We start from the raw sequence: 15,301 nt of genomic DNA on the forward strand, positions 1-15,301 counted from the left end.
CGGCGGTCGATCGAAGGATGAGTGTTATTCGGTCCAGGTGAGGACGAAGGCGACCGGGCCGAACGAGACGCGGTCGCCGGGGCGGACGCGGGTGGCGGTCGTGATGCGGAGGCCGTTCACCTCGGTGCCGTTCATCGAGCCGAGGTCGCGGACCATCCAGCCGTCGCCGACATGCCGCAGCTCGGCATGCTGCCGGGAGACGCCGACGTCGGCCAGCCGGAGCGTCGCGCCGTCGCCGCGGCCGACGCGGACCGTCGCCGAACCCGGCGCGGGCAGCGCGAGAGGGGTCATCGGCAGCATGATCGGCGTCCGCCTCGCCAGCGGGACGCCGATCAGATCCTCCAGCCGGCGCCAGACGTCGACCCGGGCCACCCGCTCGCGCAGCGTCCGGACCCAGACCGTCGCGCGGGACTCCGGCCGGGGCAGGTCGGTCAGGACCGAGTCGAGCTCGCCGCGGCTCTGGGCGTTCAGGACGAAGTTCATCCGGCGGACGAAGGTGTCGTGGGAGAGCCGGCCGCTCCCGGCGCCCGCGCGCAGGATCGCGAGCGCGCGATCGCGCTCCGCATCCGAGGGACGCGCCTGGACCGTACTCATGGCGAAAATTGTCGAGGGCAATCGGGTGCACTGTCCACCCGACTCGGGGCGCGGTGGGTCAGAATGACGAGATGGACCTGCCTGTGCTGCCACCGGTCAAGCCGATGCTCGCCAAACCCGTCAAGGGGATCCCGCGCGGGGAGCTGAGCTACGAGCCGAAATGGGACGGGTTCCGCTCGATCATCTTCCGCGACGGCGCCGAGGTCGAGATCGGCAGCCGCAACGAGAAGCCGATGACCCGGTACTTCCCCGAGCTGGTCGCCGCCGTCCTGGCGAACCTGCCCGAGCGCTGCGCGATCGACGGCGAGATCATCGTCATCGGCGAGTCCGGCGACCGGCTCGACTTCGAGGCGCTCCAGCAGCGCATCCACCCGGCGGCGAGCCGGGTGAACATGCTCGCCGAGAAGACGCCCGCCCGGTTCGTCGCGTTCGACCTGCTGACCCTCGGGGACGACGACTACACCGAGCGCCCGTTCGCGGAACGGCGTACGGCGCTGCTCGAAGCCCTCGCCGACGCGAAAGAGCCGATCCACGTCACGCCCGCGACCACCGACCACGACACCGCCGGCCAATGGTTCGAGCAGTTCGAGGGCGCCGGCCTGGACGGCCTGATCGCCAAACCCCTCGACGGCCTCTACCTCCCCGACAAGCGGACCATGTTCAAGGTCAAACCCGAGCGGACGGCGGACTGCGTCGTCGCCGGCTACCGCGTCCACAAGAGCGGCCCGGACCGGATCGGCTCGCTGCTGCTCGGCCTCTACAACGACGACGGCGTCCTCGCCAGCGTCGGCGTCATCGGCGCCTTCCCGATGGCCCGCCGCGAAGAGCTCTTCGCCGAACTCCAGCCCCTCGTCACCACCTTCGACGAACACCCCTGGGCCTGGGCCAAACAAGAAGAAGGCGTCCGCACCCCCCGCAACGCCGAAGGCAGCCGCTGGCAAGCCGGCAAGGACCTCTCCTTCACTCCCCTCCGCCCCGAACGCGTCGTCGAAGTCCGCTACGACCACATGGAAGGCATCCGCTTCCGCCACACCGCCCAGTTCGTCCGCTGGCGCCCCGACCGCACCCCCGACTCCTGCAACTACGAGCAACTCGAAGAACCAGTGAAGTTCGATCTCGCCGACGTCCTGACGAGCGCGACCACCTGATGCTCCGCCGTCTCTACCTGCGCGTGCTGCGTCGCCAGCTCGCCGGGCTCCCCATGCCGCAGCACATCGCGATCGTGATGGACGGCAACCGCCGCTGGGCTCGCGGCGCCGGCTACGACGACGTCCGCGTCGGCCACCGCTTCGGCGCCGAACACCTGGATACCTTCCTCGGCTGGTGCGCCAAGGCCGGCGTCCACTGCGTCACCGCCTGGGTGGCCTCCGCCGACAACATCCGTCGGCGCGACTCGGCCGAGGTCGACTACCTGATGCGGCTGGCCGAAACCGTCTTGGCCGACCATGTCCGCCGGGATCACCGCTGGCGGCTGCATGTCGCGGGCCAGCTCGATCTGTTGCCCGACACAACGGCTCGCGCGTTGAAGGAGGCGGTCGAGGCGACCCGGGATCGGACCGGCGCCGGCGATCTGACGATCGCGATCGGCTACAGCGGCCGGCTCGAACTCATCGACGCCGTCCGCGGCGTCCTGGACGAGGCGGCGGCGTCCGGGCGTGCTCTGGACGAGATCGCCGCGACGCTGACCGAGGCCGATATCAGCCGGCATCTGTACGTCCCGTCGTTACCGGACGCGGATCTCGTGATCCGGACAAGCGGTGAGCTACGAATGTCGGACTTCCTGCTCTGGCAGGCGACCCGCTCGGATATCGCGTTCTGCGACCTGAACTGGCCCGCATTCCGCGAGATCGACCTGCTGCGCGCGCTCCGCACGTACGGAAGACGGCGGGTGGAACGATTCAGGTGAGTGAAATGTGGGGACGGAGGGGCACTATGGGGGTGTAGGGGCCGGAGAGTGGAGGTTGCTATGTACGACGTGGTGCTGCTGGTGGAGCAGGAGCTGTCGGAGCCTGATGCTCGGCGGGTGGTGGAGTTGCACGAGGAGATGCCGGAGGCGGTTCGGTATCACGTGCTGGTGCCTTGTCACAACGCGGAGGCTGGCGTGGAGGCCTCGATCAGCGCGTTGGGGACGGCGGATCTGTACGGGCCTGGGTTGGCTACGCAGCGGCAGGATCTGGCGGAGGCGCAGCGGGCCATCGACAGTGAGGCCAAGGGGTGCAGCGGGCGGAGTGTGCAGCGGCTGCGGGACTTGGGCAAGGAGGCGGACGGCGGGATCTCGCACGATCGGCCGATCGACGCGCTGATCGCGACCGTGGAGTCGTCCCAGGGGCAGGAAGTGGTCATTCTGACCCGGCCGCACGTGGTGGCGGAGTTCTTCCATCTGGACTGGACGAACTCGGCGCGCCGGCACCTCAAGGTGCCCGTCCTGCATCTGCTGGAACAGGAGCCGCAGCAGGAGAACGCGTCCTAGTCAGTACCGCAGGAGCGCGACGTAGGTGATGCCCGCGGCCAGCGCGCCGATGAGCAGGGAGAGCGACGTCCGTAGGGTGCGGTCGCCGACCTTGCCGTAGTGCTGGCCGTCTTCGGAGTGGTAGGCAACTTTGTAGCCTGCATACCCCGCGAGCAGGACCAACGCGAGTTTGATCATGCCCCTCCTCCCGGCGCCTCAGCTCAACGGTATCGCGCTCTCCGCGAACTGGGTGTGGTAGAGGTCGGCGTACTCGCCGCCGCGCGCGAGCAACTGCTCGTGGGTGCCGCGCTCGACGATGTTGCCGTGGTCAACCACCAGGATCAGGTCGGCGTTCCGCACGGTGGACAACCGGTGCGCGATCACCAGCGACGTCCGGCCTTCCAGCGCCGTGTCCAGCGCCTGCTGGACGGCGACCTCGGACTCCGAGTCCAGGTGCGCGGTCGCCTCGTCCAGGACGACGATCTGCGGTGCCTTGAGCAACAACCGAGCGATCGCGAGCCGCTGCCGCTCACCGCCGGACAGCCGGTGACCGCGATCCCCGACGACCGTGTCGAGACCGTCCGGCAGCGCCTCGACCAGCTCCCATACCTGCGCGGCCCGGAGCGCCTCGACCATCTGCTCCTCGGTCGCCTCCGGCTTGGCGTAGACCAGGTTGGCGCGGATCGTGTCGTGGAACATGTGCGCGTCCTGCGTCACGTACCCGATCCGGTCGTGCAGCGAGCGCAGCGTGACGTCCCGGACGTCGTGGCCGCCGACGCGGACCGCTCCCCCGCTGACGTCGTACAGGCGGGCGACCAGGTTCGTGATCGTGGTCTTTCCTGCGCCGGACGGCCCGACGAGCGCGACCATCTGCCCCGGCTGGACGACGAAGCTCACATCTTCGAGCACCTGCGCCGACACGCGCTTGTCGAGGACGGCGACCGACTCCAGACTGGCCAGCGACACCTGCTCGGCCGTCGGGTACGCGAACGCCACATGGTCGAACTCGACGCTCGCGGCGTCCGTGGGCAGGTCAGCCGCCTCCGGCCGGTCCTGGATCATCGGCTCCAGGTCGAGCACCTCGAAGACCCGCTCGAACGACACCAGAGCCGTCATCACGTCGACGCGGACGTTCGAGAGCGCGGTCAGCGGGCCGTAAAGCCGACCCAGGAGCGCGACCAGCGCGAGCAGCGTCCCGATCGTGAGCGTGTTGCGGACGGCGAGGTTGCCGCCGACGCCGTACACGAGCGCGGTCGCCAGCGCCGCGACCAGGGTGAGCGCGGTGAAGAAGACACGGCCGAGCATCGCGATCCGGATCCCCAGGTCGCGGACCTGCCCGGCCCGGTCGCCGAACTCGCGGCTCTCGATCGCGGGCTGGCCGAACAGCGTGACCAGCAGCGCGCCGCCGACGCTGAACCGCTCGGTCATCGTCGTCGACATCTCGGCGTTCAGGTTCATCTGGTCCCGCGTCATCGCGGCCAGGCGCCGGCCGAGGATGCGGGCCGGGATCAGGAAGATCGGCAGCATCAGGATCGCGACCAGCGTCAGCTGCCAGCTCAGGACGAGCATCGCGCCGACGACCAGGATCAGGCTGATGATGTTCGAGACCACCCCGGACAGCGTCGAGGTGAAGGCCTGCTGGGCGCCGATCACGTCGTTGTTCAGCCGGGACACCAGCGCGCCGGTCTGCGTCCGGGTGAAGAACGCGACCGGCATCTTCTGGACGTGGCCGAAGACCTTCGTCCGCAGGTCGTAGATCAGGCCCTCGCCGATCCGCGCCGAGAACCAGCGCTGCAGCAGGCCGAGGCCCGCCTCGACGACCGCGAGCAACGCGACCACCAAGGCGAGCGCGGTGACGAGACCGGCGTCCCCCTTCGAGATCCCGTCGTCCACGATCTTCTTGAACAGCAGCGGCGACGCGATCACCAGGAACGCCGAGATCACGACGAGCAGCAGGAACAGCGTGATGTGCAGCCGGTACGGGCGTGCGAACGCGACGATCCGGCGCAGCGTGCCCTTGGCGAGCTTCTGACCGACCACCGACGCGTCCTGACGGCGCCAGTTCGCGCCGACCGGCATCCGACCCATTCCCGACATCCGGCTCCCTTCGTGTTCCCCGTAAAGCTGGACAACACTTCAGGTTACGCCGATGTTCCCGGCGATCAGCCGAAGGCGGCGATGAGCTCCTTGAGCCGGCGCTCCTGAGCGGCGCCCTCGGCCTTGAGCTGATCGGCGTAGGTGCGGTCGGCGGCGCCGAGCAGCAGCGCCTTGGTCTCCCGGACGGCGCCCGCGAGCGGCGTCAGGACGGCGTCCGTCAGGTCCTTGACCGTGCCGGCGAGCTCCTCGGCCGGGACGACGATGTTCGCCAGGCCGAGCTCCTTCGCCTCGGCCGCCTCGACCCAGCGCGTCGTCGCGCAGATCTCCAGCGCCCGCGAGTAGCCGACGAGCTGGACCAGCGGCTGCGTGCCGCCGAGGTCGGGGACCAGGCCGAGCGCGGGCTCGCGCATGCTGAACTTGGCGTCGGGGGTGAGAACGCGCAGGTCACAGGCGAGCGCGAGCTGGAAACCGGCGCCGACCGCGTGCCCCTGGACGGCCGCGATGCTGATGATGTTCGGGTTCCGCAGCCAGGAGAAGCCGGCCTGGAACTCGGCGACGATCTCGTAGACCTCGTCGGTCGGCTTCGCGCCGAGCGCGAGGAGCGGCTCCTCACCCTGGTCGTTCTCGCCCATGATGAGCCGGCGGTCGAGGCCGGCCGAGAACGACTGGCCCTCCCCCGACAGCACGACCACGCGGACGTCGTCCGGCAGCGACCGGCCGAAGTCGGCGAGCGCGCGCCACATCGCCGGGGTCTGCGCGTTGCGCACCTCCGGCCGGTCGAGAACGACCCGCGCCACCGGGCCGTCCACGGTCAATCGCAGTCCCAGATCCGTCATGGGACGTACATTACCCCGGAGTAGCTTAAGCGAGCGAGACCAGGTCGGCGTAGTCGTTGGTCCAGAGGTCCTCGACGCCGTCCGGCAGGAGCAGGACGCGCTCCGGCTCGAGGGCCGCGACGGCGCCCTCGTCGTGGGTGACCAGGACGATCGCGCCCTGGTACGAGCGGATCGCGTTCAGCACCTCCTCGCGGGAGGCCGGGTCGAGGTTGTTGGTCGGCTCGTCGAGGAGCAGCACGTTGGCGGCCGAGACGACCAGCGTCGCGAGCGCGAGCCGGGTCTTCTCGCCGCCGGAGAGCACCTTGGCCGGCTTGTCGGCGTCGTCCCCGCTGAACAGGAACGAGCCGAGCACGCTGCGCGCCTGGGTCTCGTTGAGATCCGGGGCGGCGGTCTTCATGTTCTCCAGGACCGTGCGGTTGACGTCCAGGGTCTCGTGCTCCTGGGCGTAGTACCCGAGTTTGAGGCCGTGGCCGTCGATCACCTCACCGGTGTCGGACTTCTCGATCCCGGACAGCACCCGCAGCAGCGTCGTCTTGCCGGCGCCGTTCAGCCCGAGGACGACGACCCGCGAGCCGCGGTCGATCGCCAGGTCGACGTCGGTGAAGATCTCCAGCGAGCCGTAGGACTTCGACAGCTCCTTGGCCATCAGCGGCGTCTTGCCGCAGGAGGCCGGCGTCGGGAAGGCGATCTTCGCGACGCGGTCCGAACGGCGCTCTTCGTCCAGCGAGGACATCAACTGCTCGGCCCGGCGCAGCATCTGCTGCGCGGCGGTCGCCTTGGTCGCCTTGGCGCGCATCTTGTTCGCCTGGTCGACGAGCTGGCTGGCCTTCTTCTCGGCGTTCGCGCGCTCGCGCTTACGGCGGCGCTCGTCCTGCTCGCGCTGGGTCAGGTAGGCCTTCCAGCCGACGTTGTAGACGTCGATCTCGGCGCGGTTCGCGTCCAGGTGGAAGACGCGGGTGACGGTCTCCTCGAGCAGGTTCACGTCGTGGCTGATCATGATAACGCCACCGGCGTACTGCTTGAGGAAGTCGCGCAGCCAGACGATCGAGTCGGCATCCAGGTGGTTGGTCGGCTCGTCGAGGAGCAGGACCTCGGCCTGGGCGAACAGGATCCGGGCCAGCTCGACGCGGCGGCGCTGACCGCCCGACAGCGTGCTCAGCGGCTGACCGAGGACCCGGTCGGGCAGGCCCAGGTTGGCCGCGATCCGGGCCGCTTCGGACTCCGCGGCGTACCCGCCGGCGGCATGCAGATCGGCCTCGGCACGCTCGTAACGGCGCATCCCCTTTGAGCGGGTCTTCTCGTCGGCGCTGGCCATCGACTTCTCGGCACTGCGCAACCGGCGGACGACCTCGTCCAGCCCGCGGGCGGACAGGATCCGGTCCCGGGCGAGGACGTCGAGGTCACCCGTCCGCGGGTCCTGCGGCAGGTAGCCGATCTCGCCGGACTTCGTCACCGACCCGCTGGCCGGCAGGCCCTCACCGGCCAGGATCTTGGTCAGCGTCGTCTTCCCGGCGCCGTTGCGGCCGACCAGACCGACCTTGTCCCCCGGGCCGACCCGGAACGACGCCGGCGCGAGCAGCTGACGGGCGCCAACACGCACCTCGAGATTGGAGACAGTGATCATCGCGGTGCGGGCGTCCTCGGGCTCGTCGGATCCGGTCGGCGGGGCTTATCGGCGGCGCTCCACCATCTCCCACTTCGGGGACTAGTCTACCGAGTGTGAAATTCAATCCCGACGCGGATCTCGACACCAGCGGGGTCGAGGACACCCGAGGCAGCGGCGGAGGCGGCGGCGGCCGGCTCCCCGGCGGCATGATCCCGGTCGGCGGCGGGATCGGCGGCATCATCCTGCTCGTCGTCATCGTCCTGCTCACCGGCGGCATCCCCGGCCTCGGCGGCGACACCGGCGGCGGCGAACCGGCCGCCCGCAACACCGCCCCCGGCAACCTGGACTCCTGCAAGAAGGGCACCGACCTGCAGTCGAACTCGGACTGCCGGTTCGTCTTCTACCAGAACTCCATCGAGGGCTTCTGGTCCACCGAGCTCCCCCGCCGCGGCAAGAAGTACACCCGCGCGCCGATGAACGTCTTCGACGGCTCGGTCAACACCGGCTGCGGCCCGGCCACCAGCGCCGTCGGCCCCTTCTACTGCCCGCCGGACAAACGGGTCTACCTCGACCTCGGCTTCTTCGCCACCCTCGAAAAGGACCTCGGCGCCCGCGGCGGCGAGTTCGCCGAGGCGTACGTCGTCGCCCACGAGTACGGCCACCACGTCCAGAACCTCTACGGCATCCTGGGCCGCATCAAGACCCGCACCGGCCCCACCTCGGACTCCGTCCGCTCCGAGCTCCAGGCCGACTGCCTCGCCGGCATCTGGACCAACCACGCCACCACCGTCCCCACCAAATCCGGCGACCCCCTCATCACCGGCCTCACCGACGACGACATCGCCCGCGGCCTCGACGCCGCCGCCACCGTCGGCGACGACCGCATCCAGTCCAAGACCCAAGGCCAGGTCAACCCCGAGTCCTTCTCCCACGGCACCGCCGACCAACGCATGCGCTGGTTCAAAACCGGCCTCGACTCCGGCGACCTCACCACCTGCGACACCTGGTCCGCCACCACCCTGTAACCCCAACGCAAACCGCCCCGCACCTGATCAGGCGCGGGGCGGTTCTGCTTTCTCAGGCGACTTGGGCTGGGCGGTGGTAGCCGGGGAGGAGTTCGTCGACCAGGGCGTCGGTTTCGGGTTCGGGGCCTCGGGGGGTGCCGTGTTTGGCGAGGGCGAGGTAGAGCTGGGTGGCTACGTTGGTGACGTCTTGGGTGGTGCCGAAGTGGGCGGCGAGGCGGAGGGTGGCTCGCCAGAGGTCCTCGGAGGCCGGGGAGAAGCTGAGGCCGGTCTGGAGGGCGGTGCGGGCCATGGCGCCGTCGTTGTGGGCCAGGGAGGCTTCGGCGAGTTTGAGAGCGGCGTCGACGACTTGTTCGGCCATTTTGCGCTCGATGCCGGAGGCGGCCAGCCAGGAGTAGCGGCCGGCCGGGAGGCTTGCCCAGGCGGGGCCGTGGACGAGGGCCAGGGCCGTCGACAAGGGGGCTCTGGGGTCGTCCATCATGGTGGCTTGTTTGGCCAGGGTGCGGAAGACGTCCCAGTCGACGCGGACGATGCTGCGGTTCAGCATCCAGCGGCCGGACTCGTCGGCGTACATGGCGTCGTTGCCGACCCAGCGGCGGGTGTGGTCGAGGGCGGCGTCGCGCAGCTCCTCGCTGATCCCGCGCGGCCAGATGGCGCCGGCGAGGACGTTCGGGTGGACGCCGTAGTCCTGGCTGGCCAGGAACGCGATGATCTCGGTCGAGAGCGCGATCCGGCCGTCGTCGATGGCGCCGCGGGCGTCCACCTCGACCGGGCCGAGCAGGTCGACCTCGACCGGCGCGGGCCGGCTCAGGTCGGTGGCGGAGAACTCGTACGCCGGCATGTCCTGCTCCGCGCGGCGCTTGTCGCCGCCGTCGGTCTCGGCCGCTTCGAACAGGGCCACCAGGTCCTTGACCTGCTCCGGGGTGACGGTGTGCGCGTCCACCTCGAGGCCGAGCAGGCGGCAGACCGCCTGTGACTTGTCGTCGACGACGAACCGCCACGGCGAGCTGAGGACGTCGCCGACCACGACCACCGCGATGCCGCGCTTCTGCTCCGCGGCGAGGCGGTTGAGCTGGTCCTGCTCCTCGGGCGACGGCGGGGCGGACACGAAGATGATCTCCGCGCCCCACAGCGCGACGTCCGGGTGCGCCGTCCGGCCGTCGGCGGCCGAGGCGATGTTGCGGCGTTCGCAGGCCTGGACCTGGGCGTCCGTACGGCGGGTGACATCCGCGATCGCGTCGTCCAGGCGGACCCAGTACTGCAGCCGGCCCGGCGCGAGCGCCGAGAGGTCGTCGCCGAAGCCGACCATGCTGACATGCGAGCCCTCGGACCAGAGGTTGGTCGCGAGCTCGACGGCGAGCGAGCCGACCACGTCGCGGGCGGCGCCCGTGACGCCGCCGAAGCTGACGATGCCGTTCGCGGTGTCCAGGTCGACGAGGACGGTCGCGCCGTCCGCGTTCTGGCCGATGGTGACGAGCGTCGGGTACGGCGCGGGCACAGCCGTCAGATCAGCCGTCGGCGCGTAGGCCCGGCGGAGCGTCCAGCGGGTGCCTTCGGCGATCGCCTGCCACGGGCCGGGCGGCGCGGGCTGCGCCTCGTACGGGTCGAGCACGAGCGTCAGCGCGGTGTCCGTCACCAGGGCGGCGACGACCTTCGGCATCGGCCGCTCGGCCTTCACCATGTCGGCGCCGAGCTGACGCAGGGCGGCGTCCACGAACTGTGCGGTCGGGATGTCGGCCGCGAGCCGCAGACCGACCTCAGTCTGGCGCTGCCCGGCGGCCTTCGGGCCGGGGCCCTGGGCCCAGCCGCGACGGCGCTTGAGCGCGATCGCGAGGCCGGCGGCGAGCAGCGTCGCGCCGAAGCCGTAGATCCCCGCCTGGGTCGCGTCGAAGCCGCCGTCCGCGGCAACCGGAGTCGCGCCGGGGAGCGGATCGCCCGGCTGGGACTGCCCGGCCGTCGGGTCCTGCCCGGGGTTGGCCGGGCGGATGTTCTTCGCGCCGGGGTCGGCGGCGGCGTTCCCGATCGAGACCGACGAGCCCGACTCGGCGCCCTGCTCGGCCCAGCGGCTGCCCTGCTCCTCCCCCGCGACATGCACGGGTTTCGGCTTGGCGACGCGGGTCGGCTGCTGCTCCACCGGCTTGACCGGCTTCTGGTCGACCGTCTTCACCGGCTTACCCGGCTGGTCGACGTTCACCCGCACGGTGTGGACGCCGGCGCCCTTGGCATCGGCCGGCAGCCGCACCTGCCAGCCCGGCATGATCAGATCCGGGTTCGTGAGGCGGCGTCCGTCCGGCTGCAGTTTGTTCTTGTTGAGATCGTAGATCTCCTTGTACCGCCGGCCCTCGCCCAGGTACCGCTCGGCGATGTCCCACAGGCAGTCGTAGTTCCGCCCAGCGGGCGGCCGGACCTCGGTGTACTTGACGACCTGGCCCTTCTGGTCGTTGTTCGTCCGGACGCCGGTCGCGGTCTTCTTGACGGTCTGGTCGCCGGAGAGCACCGAACTGCGCTTCTCGGTCTGCCGGTACGTGTCCCGCGTCTCGTGCTCACCACCCTGGACGACTGACACCGAGCTCGGCCCGGCCGTCGTACTCGCCGTCACCGCCGTCGCCACCGGCATCCCCACGCTGGCCGCGCCCGCGATCAGCACCACGGTCGAGATCAACCGCCGCGCCAGCGACTGCGAGCCGCCGCCCAGCGGAATCCGCGGCGACAACCCGTGCCCCCGCACCTCGGCAATCGCCTCAGCGATCAGGCAGACCACGAAATGCGCCCACGCCACCCAGATGAAGAACGCGAAGATCCCCAGCACGGCCCGGACGTCCAGCTCGGCCAGCAGCACGTTCCAGTGCGGCATCTGGTCCGGCCACGGCGTCCCGAAGAAGCGCAGCAGCACATAAGGCACCCCGCCCACGATCGCCGCGATGGCGATCAGCGCCAGCAACCCCTTGGCCCGATCCGCCCCCGGACTCGCCGACCGCTGCTGCGGCAACCGCGCCCGCACCGGCTCACCGGTCTTCACCATGCTCGCTCCTCCGTCCCCGTCCCCACGTCACCCACCGATAGCCTGCACTTCCTGCACCGGCAACCGCTGGACGGCCGAGACGTTCGCCCGGCCGATCGCCTGCCACTGCGTCGCGGCGTTCACCCAGTAGGAGACTTCCCACGTGATGGTCAGCTTGACCGTGTACATCTTGTCCGGCTGGTTCGCACTCGACCGCTTGTAGACGTGCTTACAGGTGCTCAGCTGGTGGTACGGGTCGCTGTTCTCGTCGTACCCGTCCGGGTCGTCCTCCGGCGTGATGCCCATCGGGCACTTGAACGGCTTGGTGCCGTCCCCCGGGTCGACGATCATCTCGACGACCAGACCGCGCATGATCAGGTTGTGCGTGGCGTCGTACAGCCCGCCGTTGATCTCGCTCGGGTCGATCTTGCGCGGATCGGTCTTCTGGACCTTCGCGCTCTCCGGCGTCAGGGAGAAATACGCCGGGACGTTCACCCGCGGCGTGTACGTCGGCATCACCTGGAGGATCGGGTCCGGGTAGGAATCACCGAACTGCCACCAGAACTGCTCCATGTACTCCTCGACCGGGCACTGCCGCCGCTCCTCGGCGTCGACCGGGACGATCGCCCGCTCGAGGTGCGCCTCCGGTCCGCCGTTCACGGTGTCGAGGCGGTAGTCGCTGATCGACAGCCGCAGGACCCACTGCTTGCCGTCCGGCGGCTTGGGCAGACGGATACCGTCCGGGACCGGGAAATCCCGACAGGGAATGAAGACGCGCCCGTCCAGCTTTTGCCGCCAGGTCGGCGGCGGCGTACCAGGCGGGTTCGGGTAGTAGGCCGCGCCGGAGCTGCAGAAGGCACCGAAGCCGAACGAGTTCACGTACATGCTGCACACGTTGTTACCGGCTTGGATGGTGTCGGCGGTCGCGGTCGAGGCGGGAACGGCCGCGATCAGGGCGAGCGTGCCACCCAGCGCGACCAGTCCGCGAACCACTCGGTTACGCATCCTCACTCCCCAGGGTCGTCTCTGGCAGATTATTGTCCGAGCAGGTGGCATCTTGCCCGTTGTCCGGTACCCCGTCACCTGTTCGATATGTGAATTTCGCCGGTCCGGACTAGGCCGGATACGTCACTCCGGTGCATTTCACGCCTTTCGGCGGCCCGATCCGGTACGGCCGCCAGCCCAGGCCGGTCTTGATCATGTCGATCACCTGGGGCGCCCCGTTCGGCGCGGGCACCGTCCAGCGCTTGCCCTTGGCATCCCAGTAGAACGTCGTCTGCGAGCGGCAGGCGCTCACCCGGACGACGCCGTTCGGCTGGTCCTTGATGCTGCGGACAACCAAACTCCCCGGCGGCTTCATCACCCAGCCCTGCGACCGGGCGTCGATGATCTCCTGCTGCGTGTCGGCGTAGAAGAACGACGGGAACTGCGTCCGCAGGATCTGGTCGTCCTTGCTCACCAAGGCCTGGAAGTACAGCGGGTAGCTCTGCACGAGCCCTTGGACGGCGGGATTCGCGCCGTAGTTCCCCGGGACGACGATCACCTGGGCCTTCTTCGGCGGTGTCGACGCCGGCGCGGTGGGCGCGCTGGTCGGGGCCGTACTCTGCGGCGCCGAGGTACTCGCGGTCGGCGACGACGCGGTCGGCTCGGAACCACCGCCGACCGGGACCGGAGCGCCGCCGTCGGCGGAGTTCCCGCCGCAGGCGGCCAGCAGCACGGCACCGGTCAGTACGGCGGCGGTCAGGGCAACGGTTCGCACGGTCAGTCCTTCCTTCGGGTCAGCGGGTCGGTGGCGTGGTGGGCTTCGGCGGTTTCGAGGTCGGCTGCGTGGTCGGGCGCGTGCCGGGGCTCTCCTCGCCGTCGGTCGGGGTCGGACTCGGCGTCGGAGTGATGCTCGGCGTACAGCTCGCCGGGAACGGCAGCGGGTCGAGCGTCCAGGTGGGCGTCGGCGAGCCGATCGTCCACTTCGCCGGGCAGGGCGCGTCCGGCGGGACGGCTGTACTGGAGATCGACCAGCCCGGGCCGCCCGACACCCGCGTTACGAAGATGGGCGGAATGGTCGGGCTGTCGTCGGCTTTCTCGATGCCTTGTTCGGCGTGGGCGGTGCCGGCGCCGGTGGCGCGGAGGGTGGATTTGCCGATGAGGCCGAGGAAGGTGGTTTTGTTGAGGATGGTGACGGCGATGTCGACCTGGTCGGCGGTGAGGGTGGTGGGGGCGCAGGCGGTGACGGCGGGGTCGTTGGCGGTGACCTGGGCGCAGAAGGCGGCGATGGCGGTGGTGGCCTTGGGGATGTCGATCTTGGGGTCGGCGGTGTTGAGCTCGATGGTGGCGGCGCCGACGCGGGCGGCCTCCTGGGCGTAGCCGACGGCGCGGGAGCGGGCGCCGAGCTGGCGGCCGCCGTCGATGACGAGCCCGGCCAGGGTGAAGATCATCACCGCGAGGATGATGACGGCGGGGCTCAGGGCGCCGCGCGGGAGGATCGAGCGGTGGTTGCCGGGGGCATCGATGCGGACGAACTCGACGATCCGCGAGCGGTGTGATTCAGGAGCCATCGCGGACTCCGCGGTACGGGTCGACGGACGAGCTGAAGCGTTTGGTGATGGTGGTGTCGCCGCCGATGCCGAGCAGGTTGAGGTCGCGGTAGTCGATGGTGCAGGTGACCTCGACCGACAGCGGGGCGCCGGCGGTCAGCGCGCTGGTCACGGTGCCGGCCGCGGTCGCCTTGCAGGACTTGATCGACTGGTCCATCGTGCGGGTGACGGCGTCGTCCAGGCGGCCCTGGGCCTCGGGCAGCGAGCGGGACTGGCTGGCCGCGCGGGCGCCGTCGCGGGCCGCGCTCTCCAGCAGGGACGACGTCTGGAAGTAGCGCCCGCAGGCGAGCAGGAACATGAACAGGATCAGCAGGATCGGCGCCAGGATGACCATCTCGAGGGCCATCGTGCCGCGCTCACCGCGAAACTGAGGACTCCTCATCGGTCGTCCGCCTCGAACTGCTCGATCGGGCCGGTCGCCGTCCGCTCGACGTGCAGTTTCAGGCCCGGCACCAGCGAGACCGTGTCGCCGCTGACCGTGAACGACACCAGACCCTCGGGATTGTTGTACGCCGGGGGCGCGACCGCCGGGTTGCGCAGCGTCGTCCCGCCGAGCTCCTTGGTGTAGGCCTCGATATCGGTCCGCACCTTCTCGCCGATCCCGGGGGTGTACACCGGCGGCTGCACCAGCCGGAGCCGGGAAACGCCTTCCTGCGCGGCGTTCAGCGCGACCGACCGCCCGTACAGGTACAGGGCGGTCTGGATCGAGACGAAGATCAGCGCCATGATCGTGGGCGCGAGGATCGCGAGCTCGAGCGAGCTCGCGCCACGCTCAGTACGGCGGCGCCGGCGGAGGGGGCGGACCGGCACGATGGATCAGCCGCCGTTCTCGATCTCGCCGGAGTGCTTGGTGATGACGCGGCGCACGATGATGCCGATCGCCAGCGCGGCGGTGACCAGGATCCCGGAGATGATGGCCCACTCCAGCGCGGAGGCGCCGAGCTCGGTGCGGCCCTGCTTGGCCTTCGCGCGCTGCGCGTGCGCCCGCGCGACGGCGTAGCCGGCCATCGCGCGCCAGAACTGCAGTTCCGTGTTCATTTCGTTCGCCTTCCACTTCCTGAGGCCGGGGCTGGCCTCAGTATGCCCTGTACGACGGACAGTTCCG

General features: G+C 70.0%; 16 protein-coding genes. 4 read left to right on the forward strand and 12 right to left on the reverse strand.

The window, feature by feature from the left end:
* Positions 1 to 24: 24 nt before the first annotated feature.
* On the reverse strand, positions 25 to 594 hold the full coding sequence (locus ACZ6ZD_RS29755; protein ID WP_465677225.1) for an FHA domain-containing protein: 570 nt from the start codon (positions 592 to 594) through the stop codon (positions 25 to 27).
* Positions 595 to 665: 71 nt separating this feature from the next.
* On the opposite strand from ACZ6ZD_RS29755, the gene ACZ6ZD_RS29760 reads away from it, so the two are divergent.
* From ACZ6ZD_RS29760 to ACZ6ZD_RS29770, 3 genes are read left to right on the forward strand one after another with little or no spacing between them, the layout of a single operon-like run.
* Positions 666 to 1,742 (forward strand): ATP-dependent DNA ligase, encoded by a 1,077-nt coding sequence (locus ACZ6ZD_RS29760; RefSeq protein WP_465677226.1) that lies wholly within the window; start codon positions 666 to 668, stop codon positions 1,740 to 1,742.
* Positions 1,742 to 2,500 (forward strand): polyprenyl diphosphate synthase, encoded by a 759-nt coding sequence (uppS, locus tag ACZ6ZD_RS29765; protein ID WP_465677227.1) that lies wholly within the window; start codon positions 1,742 to 1,744, stop codon positions 2,498 to 2,500. Before ACZ6ZD_RS29760 ends, uppS begins: the two co-directional genes overlap by 1 nt.
* A 60-nt stretch (positions 2,501 to 2,560) precedes the next feature.
* Complete coding sequence (locus tag ACZ6ZD_RS29770) at positions 2,561 to 3,064, forward strand: hypothetical protein (RefSeq protein WP_465677228.1); 504 nt, start codon at positions 2,561 to 2,563, stop codon at positions 3,062 to 3,064.
* Here ACZ6ZD_RS29770 and ACZ6ZD_RS29775 read toward each other — a convergent pair whose 3' ends face one another.
* From ACZ6ZD_RS29775 to abc-f, 4 genes are all read right to left on the reverse strand, one after another.
* On the reverse strand, positions 3,065 to 3,241 hold the full coding sequence (locus tag ACZ6ZD_RS29775; RefSeq protein ID WP_465677229.1) for a hypothetical protein: 177 nt from the start codon (positions 3,239 to 3,241) through the stop codon (positions 3,065 to 3,067). It abuts the gene before it with no gap.
* 18 nt (positions 3,242 to 3,259) lie between these two features.
* Positions 3,260 to 5,140 (reverse strand): ABC transporter ATP-binding protein, encoded by a 1,881-nt coding sequence (locus ACZ6ZD_RS29780; RefSeq protein WP_465677230.1) that lies wholly within the window; start codon positions 5,138 to 5,140, stop codon positions 3,260 to 3,262.
* A 65-nt stretch (positions 5,141 to 5,205) separates the two neighbouring features.
* Positions 5,206 to 5,976, reverse strand: coding sequence for an enoyl-CoA hydratase/isomerase family protein (locus tag ACZ6ZD_RS29785; RefSeq protein WP_465677231.1), 771 nt, complete (start codon positions 5,974 to 5,976; stop codon positions 5,206 to 5,208).
* A 25-nt stretch (positions 5,977 to 6,001) separates the two neighbouring features.
* Positions 6,002 to 7,600 (reverse strand): ribosomal protection-like ABC-F family protein, encoded by a 1,599-nt coding sequence (gene abc-f / locus ACZ6ZD_RS29790; RefSeq protein WP_465677232.1) that lies wholly within the window; start codon positions 7,598 to 7,600, stop codon positions 6,002 to 6,004.
* Between the two features lie 95 nt (positions 7,601 to 7,695).
* Between abc-f and ypfJ the strand changes: the two genes are divergently transcribed.
* The gene (gene ypfJ / locus ACZ6ZD_RS29795; protein ID WP_465677233.1) at positions 7,696 to 8,607 is read left to right on the forward strand and encodes a KPN_02809 family neutral zinc metallopeptidase; all 912 of its coding nucleotides are present in this window, start codon (positions 7,696 to 7,698) and stop codon (positions 8,605 to 8,607) included.
* 52 nt (positions 8,608 to 8,659) lie between these two features.
* On the opposite strand, the gene ACZ6ZD_RS29800 is transcribed toward ypfJ, so the two are convergent.
* The 7 genes from ACZ6ZD_RS29800 to ACZ6ZD_RS29830 all read right to left on the reverse strand — a co-directional run bounded on the left by ACZ6ZD_RS29800 (position 8,660) and on the right by ACZ6ZD_RS29830 (position 15,234).
* Entirely contained in the window at positions 8,660 to 11,626 is a 2,967-nt protein-coding gene (locus ACZ6ZD_RS29800) for a hypothetical protein (protein WP_465677234.1), read from the reverse strand.
* A 27-nt stretch (positions 11,627 to 11,653) separates the two neighbouring features.
* Entirely contained in the window at positions 11,654 to 12,610 is a 957-nt protein-coding gene (locus tag ACZ6ZD_RS29805; protein ID WP_465677235.1) for a hypothetical protein, read from the reverse strand.
* 109 nt (positions 12,611 to 12,719) lie between these two features.
* A complete protein-coding gene (locus ACZ6ZD_RS29810) occupies positions 12,720 to 13,364 on the reverse strand; it encodes a hypothetical protein (protein WP_465677236.1) in 645 nt (214 codons plus the stop codon).
* A 19-nt stretch (positions 13,365 to 13,383) separates the two neighbouring features.
* The gene (locus ACZ6ZD_RS29815) at positions 13,384 to 14,157 is read right to left on the reverse strand and encodes a Tad domain-containing protein (protein ID WP_465677237.1); all 774 of its coding nucleotides are present in this window, start codon (positions 14,155 to 14,157) and stop codon (positions 13,384 to 13,386) included.
* Positions 14,147 to 14,578 carry a TadE/TadG family type IV pilus assembly protein gene (locus tag ACZ6ZD_RS29820; RefSeq protein WP_465677238.1) on the reverse strand — a complete coding sequence of 144 codons (432 nt, stop codon included), beginning with the start codon at positions 14,576 to 14,578 and terminating at the stop codon, positions 14,147 to 14,149. Before ACZ6ZD_RS29820 ends, ACZ6ZD_RS29815 begins: the two co-directional genes overlap by 11 nt.
* Positions 14,575 to 15,006 (reverse strand): TadE family protein, encoded by a 432-nt coding sequence (locus tag ACZ6ZD_RS29825; protein WP_465677239.1) that lies wholly within the window; start codon positions 15,004 to 15,006, stop codon positions 14,575 to 14,577. The genes ACZ6ZD_RS29820 and ACZ6ZD_RS29825 overlap by 4 nt, the downstream gene beginning before the upstream one ends.
* A gap of 6 nt (positions 15,007 to 15,012) precedes the next feature.
* Complete coding sequence (locus ACZ6ZD_RS29830; RefSeq protein ID WP_465677240.1) at positions 15,013 to 15,234, reverse strand: hypothetical protein; 222 nt, start codon at positions 15,232 to 15,234, stop codon at positions 15,013 to 15,015.
* Positions 15,235 to 15,301: the final 67 nt, after the last annotated feature.

This window comes from Kribbella sp. NPDC104218 (genome assembly GCF_055584105.1).

What these genes read in the sequence shown, in the direction of transcription:
- abc-f (WP_465677232.1), bottom strand. Translation starts at nt 7,600, where the DNA reads ATGATCACTGTCTCCAATCTCGAGGTGCGTGTTGGCGCCCGTCAGCTG.
- ACZ6ZD_RS29770 (WP_465677228.1), top strand. Translation starts at nt 2,561, where the DNA reads ATGTACGACGTGGTGCTGCTGGTGGAGCAGGAGCTGTCGGAGCCTGAT.
- uppS (WP_465677227.1), top strand. Translation starts at nt 1,742, where the DNA reads ATGCTCCGCCGTCTCTACCTGCGCGTGCTGCGTCGCCAGCTCGCCGGG.
- ACZ6ZD_RS29755 (WP_465677225.1), bottom strand. Translation starts at nt 594, where the DNA reads ATGAGTACGGTCCAGGCGCGTCCCTCGGATGCGGAGCGCGATCGCGCG.
- ACZ6ZD_RS29820 (WP_465677238.1), bottom strand. Translation starts at nt 14,578, where the DNA reads ATGAGGAGTCCTCAGTTTCGCGGTGAGCGCGGCACGATGGCCCTCGAG.
- ACZ6ZD_RS29800 (WP_465677234.1), bottom strand. Translation starts at nt 11,626, where the DNA reads ATGGTGAAGACCGGTGAGCCGGTGCGGGCGCGGTTGCCGCAGCAGCGG.
- ACZ6ZD_RS29780 (WP_465677230.1), bottom strand. Translation starts at nt 5,140, where the DNA reads ATGTCGGGAATGGGTCGGATGCCGGTCGGCGCGAACTGGCGCCGTCAG.
- ACZ6ZD_RS29815 (WP_465677237.1), bottom strand. Translation starts at nt 14,157, where the DNA reads ATGGCTCCTGAATCACACCGCTCGCGGATCGTCGAGTTCGTCCGCATC.
- ACZ6ZD_RS29805 (WP_465677235.1), bottom strand. Translation starts at nt 12,610, where the DNA reads ATGCGTAACCGAGTGGTTCGCGGACTGGTCGCGCTGGGTGGCACGCTC.
- ACZ6ZD_RS29830 (WP_465677240.1), bottom strand. Translation starts at nt 15,234, where the DNA reads ATGAACACGGAACTGCAGTTCTGGCGCGCGATGGCCGGCTACGCCGTC.
- ACZ6ZD_RS29785 (WP_465677231.1), bottom strand. Translation starts at nt 5,976, where the DNA reads ATGACGGATCTGGGACTGCGATTGACCGTGGACGGCCCGGTGGCGCGG.
- ACZ6ZD_RS29775 (WP_465677229.1), bottom strand. Translation starts at nt 3,241, where the DNA reads ATGATCAAACTCGCGTTGGTCCTGCTCGCGGGGTATGCAGGCTACAAA.
- ACZ6ZD_RS29760 (WP_465677226.1), top strand. Translation starts at nt 666, where the DNA reads ATGGACCTGCCTGTGCTGCCACCGGTCAAGCCGATGCTCGCCAAACCC.